Annotated in this window: 13 protein-coding genes; all 13 read right to left on the reverse strand. The window is 66.7% G+C overall.

Annotated features, from left to right (window positions below):
- Window positions 1–130: 130 nt before the first annotated feature.
- Window positions 131–2,677 carry an outer membrane protein assembly factor BamA gene (bamA, locus tag ACQR1H_RS31490; RefSeq protein ID WP_316181310.1) on the reverse strand — a complete coding sequence of 849 codons (2,547 nt, stop codon included), beginning with the start codon at window positions 2,675–2,677 and terminating at the stop codon, window positions 131–133.
- Window positions 2,678–2,851: 174 nt separating this feature from the next.
- Window positions 2,852–4,003 carry an RIP metalloprotease RseP gene (gene rseP, locus ACQR1H_RS31495; protein WP_434874401.1) on the reverse strand — a complete coding sequence of 384 codons (1,152 nt, stop codon included), beginning with the start codon at window positions 4,001–4,003 and terminating at the stop codon, window positions 2,852–2,854.
- Between the two features lie 39 nt (window positions 4,004–4,042).
- On the reverse strand, window positions 4,043–5,266 hold the full coding sequence (gene dxr, locus ACQR1H_RS31500; protein ID WP_315799734.1) for a 1-deoxy-D-xylulose-5-phosphate reductoisomerase: 1,224 nt from the start codon (window positions 5,264–5,266) through the stop codon (window positions 4,043–4,045).
- 41 nt (window positions 5,267–5,307) lie between these two features.
- Entirely contained in the window at window positions 5,308–6,195 is an 888-nt protein-coding gene (locus ACQR1H_RS31505) for a phosphatidate cytidylyltransferase (RefSeq protein WP_434908697.1), read from the reverse strand.
- Entirely contained in the window at window positions 6,192–6,950 is a 759-nt protein-coding gene (locus ACQR1H_RS31510; RefSeq protein ID WP_315799732.1) for an isoprenyl transferase, read from the reverse strand. The genes ACQR1H_RS31505 and ACQR1H_RS31510 overlap by 4 nt, the downstream gene beginning before the upstream one ends.
- Window positions 6,951–6,962: 12 nt before the next feature.
- On the reverse strand, window positions 6,963–7,526 hold the full coding sequence (gene frr, locus ACQR1H_RS31515) for a ribosome recycling factor (RefSeq protein WP_315799731.1): 564 nt from the start codon (window positions 7,524–7,526) through the stop codon (window positions 6,963–6,965).
- A 163-nt stretch (window positions 7,527–7,689) separates the two neighbouring features.
- Window positions 7,690–8,406: a UMP kinase gene (gene pyrH, locus ACQR1H_RS31520; protein ID WP_316181314.1), complete on the reverse strand. Its 717-nt coding sequence runs from the start codon at window positions 8,404–8,406 to the stop codon at window positions 7,690–7,692.
- A 74-nt stretch (window positions 8,407–8,480) separates the two neighbouring features.
- A complete protein-coding gene (gene tsf, locus ACQR1H_RS31525; RefSeq protein WP_434908698.1) occupies window positions 8,481–9,404 on the reverse strand; it encodes a translation elongation factor Ts in 924 nt (307 codons plus the stop codon).
- Between the two features lie 128 nt (window positions 9,405–9,532).
- A complete protein-coding gene (locus tag ACQR1H_RS31530) occupies window positions 9,533–10,522 on the reverse strand; it encodes a 30S ribosomal protein S2 (RefSeq protein ID WP_315799728.1) in 990 nt (329 codons plus the stop codon).
- A 154-nt stretch (window positions 10,523–10,676) separates the two neighbouring features.
- A complete protein-coding gene (locus ACQR1H_RS31535; protein WP_434908699.1) occupies window positions 10,677–11,198 on the reverse strand; it encodes a hypothetical protein in 522 nt (173 codons plus the stop codon).
- Between the two features lie 90 nt (window positions 11,199–11,288).
- Window positions 11,289–12,251, reverse strand: coding sequence for an FHA domain-containing protein (locus ACQR1H_RS31540; RefSeq protein ID WP_434908700.1), 963 nt, complete (start codon window positions 12,249–12,251; stop codon window positions 11,289–11,291).
- Window positions 12,248–13,540: a S1C family serine protease gene (locus ACQR1H_RS31545; RefSeq protein ID WP_316181316.1), complete on the reverse strand. Its 1,293-nt coding sequence runs from the start codon at window positions 13,538–13,540 to the stop codon at window positions 12,248–12,250. Before ACQR1H_RS31545 ends, ACQR1H_RS31540 begins: the two co-directional genes overlap by 4 nt.
- A gap of 182 nt (window positions 13,541–13,722) precedes the next feature.
- Window positions 13,723–14,703, reverse strand: a complete 981-nt coding sequence (locus ACQR1H_RS31550) for a hypothetical protein (RefSeq protein ID WP_434908701.1) — start codon at window positions 14,701–14,703, stop codon at window positions 13,723–13,725.
- Between the last annotated feature and the right edge of the window lie 49 nt (window positions 14,704–14,752).

The raw sequence follows: 14,752 nt of genomic DNA on the forward strand, positions 1-14,752 counted from the left end.
CGTACTCTCGAGACAAGTCGTACTCTCAGGACAAAAAGTCAGAGCCCGGCTCCGGTGTCCCGGAACCGAGCTCCCATCTCTTACACCGGCGGGGTTGGTCGATGCCAACCCGGATTCGATCGGCCCAGGCTCAGAACGACGTACCGCCGCCGAACCGGAATTCCTGCGTCCGGTCGAACTGACCCTTGGTGAGCGGGATCGCGTAGTCGAAGCGCAGCGGACCGAACGGCGATGCCCACACCAGACCCACACCGACCGACGTCCGGACCGTATTCTGGTCGCTGAACTGCAGGCCCAGGCAGGTGCCGGCGTTGTTCGGATTGCGCGACGGCGGGGTGCAAGGGGCTCGATTGACTTCGTTTGTCAAATCCCAACCCGTCGGACCCTGATAACCCGACAGACCGCCTGCATCAGCGTAGATCGCGCCCTTCAGACCCGTCTCCTTAGGCAGGAACCAGAACGGCATCTGCAATTCGAGCGAAGCGCCCCAGTACTTGGTGCCGCCCAGCGCGTCCTGCGTGCCGAAGGGATTGATGTCACGCGGACCAATGCCGTTCGGGGCGAAACCACGAACCAGGTTCGGACCCATCTGGAAGTGATCGAGCATGCGCAACTGCGTGTTGCCGATCTTGTTCAGGATGCCGCCCTGGAGGTGGACGATGCTGACGATGTCCGACACCAGCGGGGTGAAGTACTTCGCATCGAAGGCGGTCTTCAGGTACGACACGTCGCCGCCAACACCCGCGAAGTCCTGCTTGAAGTCGACCAAGAGGCCGTCGGTCGGGTTCTTGGTGTTGTCGAGCGTGTTGTAGTTCAGCGTATAGCCGAGCGCCGAGGTCAGCGTCGCGCCCTTCGCCAGCTCCTGGCGGACCGGCAGCGAGGCCTCGCCATCAGAGAAGCACCCGAGGCCACCGGTCGCCGCGCCGATCGCCGCAGCCTGCGCGTTGCCGGGATTGGCGTTGATGAACGCCGGTGTCGGATTGAAGGGCAGCGGGCTGCCGCCACCGCCGTTGTTACAGTTCGAGAGCGTCGCCGGCAGCGAGATCTCCTGGCGGTAGATCGAGTAGCGCAGCTGCAGCGACAGGTCCTCGCGCAGCTGGAAGCCGAGGCGCGGGCTGAAGCCGAGCGTCTTGGTGCCGTAGGAGATGAAGTTGTTGGCGAGCTGCTGGCGCTGATACAGGTCGAGGCCCAGCGCAACCCGGTAGTCGAGCAGATAGGGCTCGACAAAGGACAGCGAGTAGCCGCGGGCGAACTGGCCGTAGGTCACCGACGCCTTGGCGAACAGGCCGCGGCCCAGGAAGTTGCGCTCGGAGATCGAGACCTCGGCCAGCGCGCCGTCCGTGGTCGAGTAGCCGCCGGAGATCGAGAAGTCGCCCGTAGATTTCTCTTCCAGGTTGACGTTCAGGACCACCCGGTCGCTCGACGAGCCCGGCTCGGTGACGATCTTCACGTCCTTGAAGAAGTCGAGGTTCTTCAGGCGGCGCTCGGCACGGTCCACCAGGGCGCGGTTGTAGGCGTCGCCCTCGGAGATGTCGAACTCGCGGCGAATGACGTAGTCGCGGGTGCGGGTGTTGCCGCGAATGTTGATGCGCTCGATATAGGTGCGCGGGCCCTCGTCGATGGCGAACACGACCGACACGGTGTGGGCCTCGAAGTTGCGATCACCGCGCGGGCGGACCACCGCGAACGCGTAGCCGCGCCGCGAGGCCTCGATCTGCATCTCCTCGACCGATTTCTCGATGTTCTCGACATTATAGAGCGAGCCGACGCTGACGCGCGAATAGCCGCGCAGCGTGTTGCCGTCGAGCGTCGCGATCGACGACTGGAAGTCGACCGAACCGACCCGGTACTGCTGGCCTTCCTCGATCTTGAAGGTCACGAGGAAGCCCTTGCGCTCCGGATCGTACTCGCTGAGCGCGGCCACGACCTGCACGTCGGCATAGCCGTTCTTCAGGTAGAAGCGGCGAATCAGGTCGCGGTCGGCCTCGACACGGTCCGGATCGTAGACGTCGCCCGAGCCCAGGAAGCTCAGGAGGTTGGTCTCGCGGGTCTTGATGACGTCCTTGAGGCGATAGGACGAGAAGGCGTTGTTGCCGACGAACTCGATCGACTTCACGCCGGTCTTGGCGCCTTCCTCGATCGTGAAGATCAGGTCGACGCGGTTGTTCGGCTGCTCGATCATCTCCGGCGTAACGCGCACGTCGTAACGGCCCGAACGGCGGTAGATCTCCGCAATGCGCTGGGCGTCGGACTGCACCATCGGGCGCGAGAGCGTGCCGCGCGGCTTCGACTGCACTTCCGCCTGGAGCTGCTCGTCCTTGACCTTCTTGTTGCCTTCGAAGGCGACGCGGCCGATCACCGGATTCTCGACGACGGTCACGATCAGCCGCCCACCCTGGCGGTTGATCTTCACGTCCGAGAACAGGCCGGTCTCGATCAGCGCCTTGAGGCCGTCATCGACCCGGCCGGCGTCGAGCGTCCCGCCGGGGCCCGGCTTGAAGTACGAGCGGATGGTCTCCAGCTCGACGCGGCGGTTGCCGACCACTTCGATCGAGTTGACCGTCTGAGCCGCAGCTGGCGACGAAAGAACCACGCTCGCCAGCGGCAAAGCCACCGGTCCGGCGAACATGATAAAGGCGGCCGCCAAGCCCCCCCGCACCCGCAATCCGAACTTCATGCGCTACGCGCCCTTATATTCCGTTGCCGGTTCCGTACCCCTACGAACCCGACAGATTCCCATTTGTCGTTCGCTTGTAGCCAATTTGGACCTGACGGCAAACGCCGGATCTCTCTGAATTTTCAAATTCGTTTCAAAACGTTGCCTAACGGCCACGTCGTAAAAAAGCCGCGCTCAGGACCCGGCGAGGTGAAGGATATCGTTATAGGTTGCAAAGACCATGAGCATGAGGACCAGCCCGAGGCCGATTCGGAACCCCATCTCCTGCGCCCGCTCCGACAGCGGCCGGCCGCGGACGGCCTCGACCCCGTAGAACAACAGGTGTCCGCCATCGAGCAGCGGAACCGGGAACAGGTTCAGCAGGCCGATCGAGACCGACAGCGTCGCGCACAGTTGCACAACGAACTGGAAGCCGAGGCTGGCCGCCTGTCCCGAGAGTTGAGCGATTCGGATCGGACCGCCGACGTCGCCGGCACTCCCGGCGCCCGCGAACAGCGAGGCGATGAACTTGAAGGTCGTGGAGATGATGAACCAGACCTGCTCGAAGCCGATCTTGATCGATTCGAGGAACCCGACCGGGATCGAGCGCGATTCGTCCGGCTTGGCGTTGTACTGGATGCCGAGCACGCCGATCCGGTGGCTGTTGCCGAACAGGTCCTTGACCTCCTTGAGCGCCGGCGTCGCCTTGAGGGTGAGTTCCGTGCCGTCCCGCTTGACCAGGAAGGACAATTCCGTGCCGGCGCTGACCGAGACGACGCGCTGCATGTCGGCGAAGGTCTCGATCGACCGGCCGTCGATGGCGGCAATGACGTCACCGTCCTTGAAGCCGGCGGCGGCCGCGACGCTGTCCGGCTGCACCGCATCGACCCGCGGGGTCGTGTTCGGCTTGCCGAAATACAGCGCCATGCCGGCGAAGATGATGACCGCCAGGATGAAGTTGGCGATCGGGCCGGCCGCGACGATCGCGGCGCGCTGGCCGACGGTCTTGTGGTGGAAGCTGTCGGCGCGCTCCTCGGCCGTCATCTTCGCAAGCGCCTCGGCCGACGGCGTCGAGGCCTCGGATTCGTCGCCGAAGAACTTCACGTAGCCGCCGAGCGGGATCGCCGAGATCTTCCAGCGGGTGTTGTGTCGGTCGTTGAAACCGATCAGTTCTGGGCCAAATCCGAGCGAAAACGTCAACACCTTCACGCCGGCCCAGCGCGCGATCAGGAAATGGCCGAGCTCGTGGAAAAACACCACGATCGTCAGCACGAACAGGAACGGGACGATGTAGCCGAGAAGGCCGTGGCTCAAGGTATTGAAGATATGGTGGAAAAAATCGGACATCGATGACCTTCCCGACGGGCCAGCGGCCCATCCAACCCGTTAAGATGCTTTTGCGGCGATTTGAGGCAAGAGGCCGGCGGCCCTTTTTCGCGCATCATGGTCAATGGCGATGGCGTCGTCCGCGGACGTCAGAGGTGCCAAATTACCTGAACGCGTCCAGCTCTCGAGGGTCGCCTCGACCAGGCGGGCGATCGCACCAAAGCGGATGTGGCCGCCGATGAAGGCCGCGACGGCGACCTCGTTGGCGGCATTGAACACCGTCGTCGCGCCGCGCCCGGTGCGCAGCGAATCATAGGCCAGCCGCAGACCGGGGAACCGCTCGAAGTCCGGGGCCTCGAAGGTCAGCGTGCCGATCTTGGCGAGATCGAGTCGGGCCGACGGACCCTTGATGCGCTCCGGCCAACCGAGGCAATGGGCGATCGGAATCCGCATGTCGGGCGCGCCGAGCTGCGCCACCACCGAACGGTCCGAGAACTCGACCATGCCGTGGACGATGGACTGCGGGTGCACCAGGACATCGATCTCGTCGGGCGACAACGCGAACAGGTAGGACGCCTCGATCACCTCGAGGCCCTTGTTCATCATCGAGGCCGAATCGATCGTGATCTTCTGGCCCATGCTCCAGTTCGGATGCTTCAGCGCCTGGGCCAACGTCGCCTGCTCGATATCGGCCGGCGCCCAGGTGCGGAACGGGCCGCCGGAGGCGGTGATGATCACCCGCACCAGCTCCTCGCGATTGCCCGAGGACAGCGCCTGGAACAGCGCGTTGTGCTCCGAATCGGCCGGCAGGATGCAAGCGCCGGCCCGGGCGGCCCGCTCCATGAAGAAATCGCCGGCACAGACCAGGCATTCCTTGTTGGCGAGCGCCACGGTCGCGCCGCGGTCCACTGCGGCGAGCGCCGGCTTGAGGCCAGCGGCGCCGGAGACGGCGGCCATGACCCAGTCGGCGGGACGGGCTGCCGCCTCGATGATGGCGCTCTCCCCTGCCCCGCATTCGATCCCGGTGCCGGCCAGCGCATCGCGCAGCTCGTCGAGGCCGGCCGGATCGGCCACCGCCACGAAGCGCGGGTTGAACTCTCGGGCCAGCTTCACCAGGCCCTGGACGTTGCTGTTGCCGGTCAGCGCCTCGACGCGGTAGCGCTCCGGCGCGCCGCGCACGAGGTCCATGGTCGAATCGCCGATCGAGCCGGTGGCGCCGAGCACGGTGACGCTGCGCATCTCCGCGACACCGGCCTTGTTGTTCCGCAATGGCACTGCGCTCATGTTCTCACCAAACATTATCGACCGGTCGGCTGCGCCGACGGTCACCAAACCAGAAGACCGCGGCCGACCCCATCGAGGCCGCCGCGCAGCAAACCGAGCAATGCGGCGACGACGATGGCCGCGACATAGCCGTCCAGGCGATCCAACAGGCCGCCATGGCCGGGAATGATGTGACTGGAGTCCTTGACCCCGAAGTGCCGCTTCACCGCAGATTCGGCGAGGTCGCCGAGCTGCGAGACCACCGACAGCGTCGCGGCCAGCATGAGCGTCGTCACCAGTCCGCCGGCGCCGGCCATCGACCAGGCGGCCGCGGCGACGAGGCTGGCGGCGAAGCCGCCGACTGCGCCGGCCCAGGTCTTGTTCGGGCTGATCCGCGGCGCGAGCTTCGGCCCGCCGATGCTGCGGCCGGCAACATAGCCGCCGATATCGCTGGCCCAGACGACGAGAAACACCAGCACCAGCGCGTGCCATCCCTCGGCGGCATCGAAGCGCACCAGCACCGAGCCGAGCTCGGCCGCCGACGCATAGGCGAAGCCGGCGGCCACCCAGGTGCGACGTCCCGCAGCAAGCGCCGTAGCGGCGACCAGGCCGAGCCCGAGCACGACGACGGCGAAGTCGAGCAGGCCATAGGCGCAGCAGACGCCGGCAATGCCGATGGCCAGGGCTCCGGCCGTGCCGACGCTGGCGGTGCGGATCTCGCCCACCACCATCAGCCATTCGAGATACAGGCCGACCGCGACCACCGTGACCAGAGCGGTCCAGAACACGCCGCCGGCATAGGCGGCGCCGAGCGCCAGCGGCACCAGCACCAGCGCTGCCGCCACCCGCATCACTAGATTGCTGGCCGCAGCCTTTGTGGGTTGCGCACCCTCGTTGCGCTGCGCGGCGTTGGCGGCGTCTCCCACGGCTGCGGTATCCGGTTTGGTCACGAGGCGGTTTTCGCCGCGAGGCCGCCGAAGCGGCGTTCACGCCGGCCGAACTCGGCGATCGCACCCTCAAGCGCCGCCTTATCGAAGTCGGGCCAATGGATCGGCACGAACACCAGCTCGCTATAGGCCGCCTGCCACATCAGGAAGTTCGACAGCCGCTGCTCGCCGCTGGTGCGGATGATGAGATCGGGATCGGGAATGTCGGGCGCATCGAGATGGGCGCCGATGGCATCGGCATCGATCGACGCCGGATCGCGCCGACCCTCGGCGACCTCGCGCGCCAGCCGCTGCGCCGCGCGCGCGATCTCCTGGCGCGAGCCGTAGTTGAAGGCAACCACCAGCGTCAGCTTGGTGTTGCCCCGGGTGAGATCCTCGGCTTCGCTGAGAAGCGCGCAGATGTCGGGCTCGAGCCCGTCGCGCTCGCCGATCACCCTGACACGCACGCCGTCGCGATGCAGGGTCGCGAGATCGTTGCGGATGAAGCGGCGCAACAGGCCGAACAGGTCGCCGATCTCGCTGGCCGGACGCGACCAGTTCTCGGACGAGAACGAGAAGATGGTGAGATAGCGGATGCCGAGCTCATGCGAGGCGCGCACCACGCGGCGCAAGGCCTCGACGCCGCGGCGATGCCCTTCCGCGCGCGGCAGCCCGCGGGCCGCAGCCCAGCGGCCATTGCCATCCATGATGATGGCAACATGGGCCGGTGCGTCGGACCGGTCCGGCGCCTCCGTCACCGGGGCCGCGGCTTTCGACATCAAGCGCATCCTTCAGACGGTGAGGATTTCCTTTTCCTTCGCCGCCAGCAACTGGTCGATCTCGGAGATCACGCTGTCGGTCGCCTTCTGCACGTCGCCGGCGAAGCGCTCCTGGTCGTCCTCGGACATCTCGTGATTCTTCTCGAGCTTCTTCAGCGTATCGAGACCGTCGCGGCGCACGTGACGCACGGCGACACGGGCAGCTTCCGCATATTTGTGCGCGACCTTGACCAGCTCCTTTCGCCGCTCCTGGTTGAGCTCGGGAATGCGCAGCCGGATCACCTGGCCTTCGGTCGCGGGCGACAGGCCGAGGTTGGAATCGACGATCGCCTTCTCGACGGCCTTGACCATGGAGCGGTCCCAGACCTGCACCGAGAGCAGCCGCGGCTCGGGCACGGAGACGGTCGCGAGCTGGTTGAGCGGCATGTGCGAGCCGTAGGCCTCGACCTGGACCGGCTCCACCATCGATGCCGAGGCGCGGCCGGTGCGCAGGCCGCCGAGCTCGTGCTTCAGCGCCTGGGTCGCGCCCTGCATGCGGCGCTTCAGTTCGTTGAGGTCGAAATTGCCCGTGCTCATCACGCTTTCCTTTCTGCAATCCGGGGGGCCTGCGGCCGGCTCTGCCGGGCCTCGAAAGGCCTGCGGTCGGACTTGGGCGACTCCCGGACGAATTCCTGTCTCGCTTACGCTTCTACCGCAGGCTCGAAGCCGGTCCAACACCGGCCGCCAGCGGCGCCGCGGCTCACCCCGCGACGATGGTACCGCGCCCTTCGCCCCGCAACATCGCGCCGATCGAGCCCGGTTCGGCAATGGAGAACACAATGATAGGCAGCGATGTTTCCCGGGCAAGGGCGAATGCGGTCGCGTCCATGACCTTGTAGCCGCCTTCGATGGCCTGCGAATGCGTCAGCCGGTCGAAGCGCTTGGCGGCCGGATCCTTCTTGGGATCGGCGCTGTAGACGCCGTCGACGTTCGTAGCCTTCAGCACGGCCTGGGCGCCGATCTCGGCGGCCCGCAAGACCGCCGTGGTGTCAGTCGTGAAATAGGGATTGCCGGTGCCGCCCCCGAGCACGACGATACGTCCCTCGGCCAGCGACTTGTGCGCCGCAGCGCGCGTGAACAGCTCGCACACTTCCGGCATGACGAACGCCGAGAGCGCCTGCGCCGGGGTGCCCTTGCGCTGGATGGCGGCTTCCAGCGCAAGGCAGTTCATGACGGTGGCGAGCATGCCCATGGTGTCGCCGGTCGGACGCGACACGCCCTGCGACGAGACCTCGACGCCGCGCACCATGTTGCCGCCGCCGACCACGACGGCGATCTCGATGCCGAGCTTCTGCGCTGCGATGAGGTCGTCGGCGATCCGATCGACGGTCGGCTGGTCGATACCGAAGGAATGAGGGCCCGCGAGATACTCGCCGGACAGCTTGACCACGACGCGACGATAGACCGGCTCAGCCATGTGCCAATGCTCTCCTATCCCGCGCGTTGATATCCGGCGCGAACGCCGCGCCGGATCGTGACTGTGCCCAGTCGTTACTTCTTGCCGCTCGCAGCGGCGACTTCGGCCGCGAAGTCGGTCTCTTCCTTCTCGATGCCCTCACCGAGGGCATAGCGGACGAAACCGGCGACCTTGATCGGACCGCCGACCTTGCCTTCGGCTTCCTTCAGCGCCTGCGCGACCGACTTGCCGCTGTCGTGGATGAAGGCCTGCTCGAGCAGGGTGACTTCCTTGTAGTAGGTCTTCAGGCCGGACTCGACGATCTTCTCGATCACGTTCTCCGGCTTGCCCTGCTGACGATATTTGTCGGCGAGCACGTCCTTCTCGCGCTTGACGAGCTCGGGATCGAGACCCGCCGCATCGATCGCCTGCGGGTTGGCCGCGGCGACATGCATCGCGAGCTGACGGCCGAGCACGGCGAGCTCGTCGGTCTTGCCGGGCGACTCCAGCGCGACGATGACGCCGAGCTTGCCGGCGCCTTCGATGACGGCGCCATGGACGTAGCTCGACACGACGCCTTCGCTCACTCCGAGCGAGGCCGCGCGGCGCAGCGTCTGGTTCTCACCGATGGTTGCGATCGAATCGGCAATCGCGGCCTCGACCGTGATGCTGCCGACCTTGGCGGCCTTGATCTTCTCCACGTCGGCGCCGACGTCGAGCGCGACCTGGGCGATCATCTTGACCAGGCCCTGGAAGTGCTCGTTGCGCGCGACGAAGTCGGTCTCGGAGTTGACCTCCACGACCACGCCCTTCTTGCCCGAGGTCAGCGCGCCGATCAGGCCTTCAGCCGCAACGCGGCCGGCCTTCTTGGCGGCCTTCGACAGGCCCTTCTTGCGCAGCCAATCCTGCGCGGCCTGCATGTCGCCGCCGTTCTCGGTGAGCGCGGCCTTGCAGTCCATCATGCCCGCGCCGGTCGACTCGCGCAGGTCCTTCACCATCGCTGCGGTGATATTCGCCATTGTTGAACGTCCTTTTGCCTGTCCAAAGCGCGACGCAGCGGATGGCTCGCCGCCGCCCGCTGCCAGGAAAACCTATCTCAGTCGCGATGGCCGGCGTGCGACGCCGGCCAGAATGGTGTTGTGTCGTCTTACGCGTCGGCGAGCGACTTGGCCTGCGCGACCCAGGCATCGGCCCGGCTCGGAAGACCGACCTCTTCGCCGATCTGGTGCGCGGTGTCGTGGTTGAGCTCGGCGAGCTGCCAGTAGTGGAAGATGCCGAGGTCGTTGAGCTTCTTCTCGATCGCACCGGACACGCCGGTGAGCTTCTTGAGGTCGTCGGCCGTGCCGCGCGGACCAGGCAACCCCTGGAACGTCGAAGCGGACGCAGCCGGAAGATCCTCCTCGAGCGGAGCCGCCGAGGCGCCGACATCGATCCCGAGCTCGCCCTGCGCGCGCGAGATGCCGTCAATGGCGGCGCGCGCGATCAGGTCGCAGTACAGCGAAATGGCGCGGCCGGCGTCGTCATTGCCGGGCACGACATAGGTGATGCCCTTCGGGTCGCAATTGGTGTCGACGATCGCGGCCACCGGGATCTTGAGGCGCTGGGCCTCCTGGATCGCGATGTCTTCCTTGTTGGTGTCGATCACGAAGATCATGTCGGGCAGACCGCCCATGTCCTTGATGCCGCCGAGCGAGCGGTCGAGCTTGTCGCGCTCGCGCTGCAGGGTTAGGCGCTCCTTCTTGGTGTAGGAGTTGGCTTCGCCCGAGGACAGCACCTCGTCGAGATGGCGCAGGCGCTTGATCGAGGCCGAGATCGTCTTCCAGTTGGTCAGCGTGCCGCCGAGCCAGCGCGAATTGACGAAGTACTGGGCGCAGCGCTTGGCTGCGTCGGCCACGTTGTCCTGTGCCTGACGCTTGGTGCCGACGAACAGGATGCGGCCGCCCTTGGCGACGGTGTCGCTGACGGCCTGCAGCGCCGTGTGCAGCATCGGCACGGTCTGGGCGAGGTCGATGATGTGGATGTTGTTGCGGGCTCCGAAAATGAAATCGGCCATTTTCGGATTCCAGCGGTGAGACTGGTGACCAAAGTGAACGCCAGCTTCGAGCAGCTGGCGCATCGTGAATTCAGGCAGCGCCATTGGATATTCTCCGGTTGATTCCTCCGGAAACGCGTGAGCAAAAACAGGCCATCAAGGCCCGGCTTGCCACCGGACGCCCTCTAGGAGAGCCAAGTTTCCGTGTGAGATGGCGCGCTATATAGCCGGATTTTGGCGCAACGCAAGGAAAATGGGCTCATTCCGCCTGCAGAAGCTCGGCCATCGCCGTCCGGGCCTGGCCCTCCTGGAGCGGAACGAAGTCGACCGGGCCCTTGTTGTCGGCGCCGGACGAGGCCGCGGCCATCACGCCCATGCCGAGCAGACCGAACGCCATGCCGCCGCCCTGCATCGCCCTGGACCGGTCGCTGGGCCTGATCGAGAAGAAATAGGTCCGCCCCGGTTCGGTATTGAAATCGAGCACCGAGTCGCCCGGGAACAGGGTCTGGGTGGCGACGAGGTGGTGTGGACCGGCCGGCCGGTCGATGTAGACATAGGTCCCGGGGATCAGGCGGCTCAGCGCGACGCCGTCGACCTTGGCGTCGCACGTGGTCCTGTCCAGCCAGGCATCCTTCAAGCTCACGATGATGATGCGGGACTGCCCGGGACGCGGCGCCCCGATCTTCTGTGACACCACGGCGTATTCGGTGCCTTCCTTGCCTGTCAGGCATCCTGATACCAGAAATGCCGCTCCCAGTCCCAGCAGCGCTCGCCTGTTCATCGCCCCCTCCCCGTAGAAACCCGGGCTTCAAGGCTATGACGGGAACCAGGGAACTTTCAATCTCGGGGAGCAAAGACAATGGAACTGTGATCAGCGCTCCACACCGGCCGGCGCCAGCGCGGCGCGGTCCGCATCGAGCTTCGCCCTCAGCCGCGCGGCGTCTTCGAAGAAGGTCTGCTCGTCCTGCACCGGAACCAGGCGCAGGGACGGCGGCATCAGCACGTGGCTCACATTGGGACGGCCGGAATTCGCCAGCGCCTCCGACCGCTGCACGGTCTGGATCGCGATCGCGACCACCAGCAGAAGGCCGACCACCACGCCCTTGGCGAGCATATGGCTGCGTCCGACCTCACGCAGATGCAGCAAGCAGGTCGCGGCGAGAACGATCCACGAGACGAGGTAGCCGTAGGTGAAGACAGCGGTCCAGGTCAGGGCGAACGAGGCAATCTGGGCGAACTCGCTGTAGACCCAGAACGCGATCAGACCCGCCTGCGCGATCAGGAGGTGGCGCAGAAAATGCGAGCGGCCGGAAAACAACCGCGCCAGCAGCGCCCAGACGCCAACCCATGCGACGACCACCCCGATCATCGTGACGGTCGGCACGAGATAATCGGACAGATGCGCCTCGGAGGTCTGCGCAAACCAGGTCATCACCGCGTTGATTGCGAGCAGGACGACGCCGAGGGCGATCGCGGCGATGATCGGCAGCGCCCCGCGTTCGGAGCCCGCGAGCCGCTCCGGCTCGACGGCATGGCCGGCGTCGCGGATCCGAAGCAGCGTCTGGCCGATCCGGATCGGCTTGGTGCTGTCGAGAACGAGCTGCGGCTTCCGGCTCTTGCCGCGATCGAGAAAGAGGCCGTTGGCGCTGCCGAGATCCTCGGCGACCAGGCGCCCCTCGCCGTCGCGGAAAATTCGCACATGGCGCGCGGCGACATAGGGATCGTCGAGAATGACGTGATTGTCGTAGCCGCGGCCGATGCTGATCTCGGCGGCATCGACACGGAAGCGGCCGGCGACGTCGCGATGCTTGGAGAGGATCTCGATCCAGATCATCGTGCGACCTGCAGGCGTTCGAGGAAGCTCTTGCCGAGGCGCAAGGCGTCGTCATAAGCGATCGCCTGCAGGTTCAGCCGCGACACCAGCGCCTCGTCGGCATGGTCCTGGGTCACCGCGACCAGAACGATGTCATAGAGGCCGTCGAACTCGCGATAGCCCTGCGCGCACCACAGCACGCGCAGCGGCGGATGAGCGGCCGCCGGCGTCACGCCGACGAAATCGGCATGGCAATGCTGCGGCGTGTACCATTTGCGGAATGAGCCGCCCTGGGTGAGCCGCGGCTGCGCGAGCTGCGTCAGCACGGTCGCGAACTGGAATTGATTGAGGTCGATCGATTTCGCGTAGGAGTGGCTGACCTCGACCACGCCGGTGTTGAGGTCGGAGGCGACATAGACGCTGGCCTCGGCCTTGCAACTGGTCGAATTGATGCTGGCGCGCGGCTTCGGCGACGCGCTGGCATTGGTGCTCGCCCAGCATTCGAACCACCCCGCGCGCGTCTCCGGCGCCTGATAGGACCCGAACACGCGGTCGCGGAAGCCCTCCTCGCCCAGCGACTTGTAGAGCGCTCCCCGCCAGCTCGTAAGCTGCGCGATCACGTCCTTGCGCAGATCGGCCGCCGCCGGCCTGGCATCCTGGCCGCGCGCCAGGAGCGCGGCCGCGAAGCGTGCGGGCACCAGGAAGCTGATGAGCTGGCCGCCGCGGCGCGTCGCGACGTTGATGCCCACCACCTGGCCCTGCGCATTGACCGCCGGGCCGCCGCTCATGCCGGGATTGAGCGCGCCGGTGAAATGGATGTGATCGTTGTAGCTGTGCTCGACGAGGCCGTTATAGGTGCCCTCGATGATGGTGAAGCCGAGGTCGAGCGGGTTGCCGAGCGAATACAACCGCTCGCCTTTCGGCAGGCTGCCGTCGAGCGCGGCCTTGTCGAACGAGAAGAACGGCGCGTTCTGCTTGTCGACGCGAACGAGCGCGAGATCGTTGGGCAGGTCGACGGCAAGCAACGTGACGCCGCCCTGCGTGCCATCCGCTCCGGTATATTCGAGCCGGTACGTCTTCGGCTCGAGCGCTGCATCCGAGACGACGTGATAGTTCGTGACCGCGAGCCCGTCGGCCGAGACCAGAAAGCCGGATCCTGTAGAGGTCTGGCGGCCGGCATCGGCCACGAGCGTGCGGATCTGGAGCAGGCGCGGCGGCGCCGAGGCATAGACGGCTTCGGCGCCCGGCAGCCCCTGCGCATCGCTTGGCGAAGGCAGGCCGGCGATACCGACGCTGCAAAGGGCGGCCATGATTGAGCTTCGCCAAGACAGCGTGCGCAAGGTCCCGACAAACGCTGATTTCACTGAAGCCCCCGCAACACGTCGTCGGCCGTCGACGTCTTGCGCCCACGATCGATCAGTCCGGCGGTCCGCCCATATCGAAAACAGGCCGATGTTGCAACCGCGCCGGCGTCAGGCCAACGCGCGGCGGCTCAGCAATGCGGAACGTTCGGCGGACATCTCTTGCCCGGCGGCGGCGGGGCCGCCGGACGTGGCGGCGGCGCCGCGGGCCGTGCCATCGGCGGCGGTGGCGGCGCCGGCCGGGCCACGGCGGCCATCGGCGGCGGATTGGGACGCGCCATCTGCGGCGGAGGCGCAGGGCGCGCCATCGGTGGCGGAGCGGACGGACGCATGACTTGCGGCGGCGGTGGCGCCGGCCGAGGTGGCGGAGCCGCCCGAACCATCGGTGCAACCGGCGGTCGTGGCGGCGCCGGCGGCGGACTCAGACGCGCCGTCGCCGGTGGTGGCGGCGGGCGGCGCTGGATCTGCGGTGGCGTCGCCTGCTGAATGCGCGGGCTCACCTCAGGCCCGCGCGGAGCGGCTGACGGCATGACCGGACGGGACGGCATCGCCGATGGCCTTGCCGGCTGCGGCATGACGGCGCCCGGCGGCGTGCGGTTCGCGCGCAGATCCTGGCGCGCGGGCGGTGGCAGCGCGCCAGAGGGCGATGCCGGTGCCGGCTGGCGCAGACCAGGAGTCTGAACCGATGGTGGCACCGGCGGACCACCGCGACCGGGCACCGGCAGCGGATTGACGTTGGCATGCCCCTGCCCTGGTCCTGTCATGGCGGGCGAGGGTCCACCCGGCGGAGCGTTGGCCTGAATGGCCGGTGCCGCACCGGGCCGGAGTGCGGGATTGGCGAGCGGTCCTCCCGGCGGCGGGACCTTGCCCTGCTGGATCAGCGTGGCGCGCTGCACGACAGCCGGCGGCAGGGCCGGTGCCACCGCCACGGCCGGCGTCGGCACCGCCGCGGGGCCTGCAGTGATCGGTCCGGCCGGCGGCGCCGGACGATTGATCACGGTGTTGATGACGGTCGTGTTGTGGATGTTCTGGTAGATGATGTTGTTCGGCGGCGGCGCAACGAAGGCCGGCGGCCGGACATAGACCACGGCTGTCCGGTTCAGCTTCCGCATATTGCGAGGCTCAACTGTTGTGGGTTTTTGGCAAGTTGGGGTGGCCCCG

This window comes from Bradyrhizobium sp. HKCCYLRH2015 (assembly GCF_051168215.1).
GTDB lineage: Bacteria > Pseudomonadota > Alphaproteobacteria > Rhizobiales > Xanthobacteraceae > Bradyrhizobium.

What these genes read in the sequence shown, in the direction of transcription:
- bamA (WP_316181310.1), bottom strand. Translation starts at nt 2,677, where the DNA reads ATGAAGTTCGGATTGCGGGTGCGGGGGGGCTTGGCGGCCGCCTTTATC.
- rseP (WP_434874401.1), bottom strand. Translation starts at nt 4,003, where the DNA reads ATGTCCGATTTTTTCCACCATATCTTCAATACCTTGAGCCACGGCCTT.
- dxr (WP_315799734.1), bottom strand. Translation starts at nt 5,266, where the DNA reads ATGAGCGCAGTGCCATTGCGGAACAACAAGGCCGGTGTCGCGGAGATG.
- ACQR1H_RS31510 (WP_315799732.1), bottom strand. Translation starts at nt 6,950, where the DNA reads ATGTCGAAAGCCGCGGCCCCGGTGACGGAGGCGCCGGACCGGTCCGAC.
- frr (WP_315799731.1), bottom strand. Translation starts at nt 7,526, where the DNA reads ATGAGCACGGGCAATTTCGACCTCAACGAACTGAAGCGCCGCATGCAG.
- pyrH (WP_316181314.1), bottom strand. Translation starts at nt 8,406, where the DNA reads ATGGCTGAGCCGGTCTATCGTCGCGTCGTGGTCAAGCTGTCCGGCGAG.
- tsf (WP_434908698.1), bottom strand. Translation starts at nt 9,404, where the DNA reads ATGGCGAATATCACCGCAGCGATGGTGAAGGACCTGCGCGAGTCGACC.
- ACQR1H_RS31530 (WP_315799728.1), bottom strand. Translation starts at nt 10,522, where the DNA reads ATGGCGCTGCCTGAATTCACGATGCGCCAGCTGCTCGAAGCTGGCGTT.
- ACQR1H_RS31535 (WP_434908699.1), bottom strand. Translation starts at nt 11,198, where the DNA reads ATGAACAGGCGAGCGCTGCTGGGACTGGGAGCGGCATTTCTGGTATCA.
- ACQR1H_RS31540 (WP_434908700.1), bottom strand. Translation starts at nt 12,251, where the DNA reads ATGATCTGGATCGAGATCCTCTCCAAGCATCGCGACGTCGCCGGCCGC.
- ACQR1H_RS31545 (WP_316181316.1), bottom strand. Translation starts at nt 13,540, where the DNA reads ATGGCCGCCCTTTGCAGCGTCGGTATCGCCGGCCTGCCTTCGCCAAGC.
- ACQR1H_RS31550 (WP_434908701.1), bottom strand. Translation starts at nt 14,703, where the DNA reads ATGCGGAAGCTGAACCGGACAGCCGTGGTCTATGTCCGGCCGCCGGCC.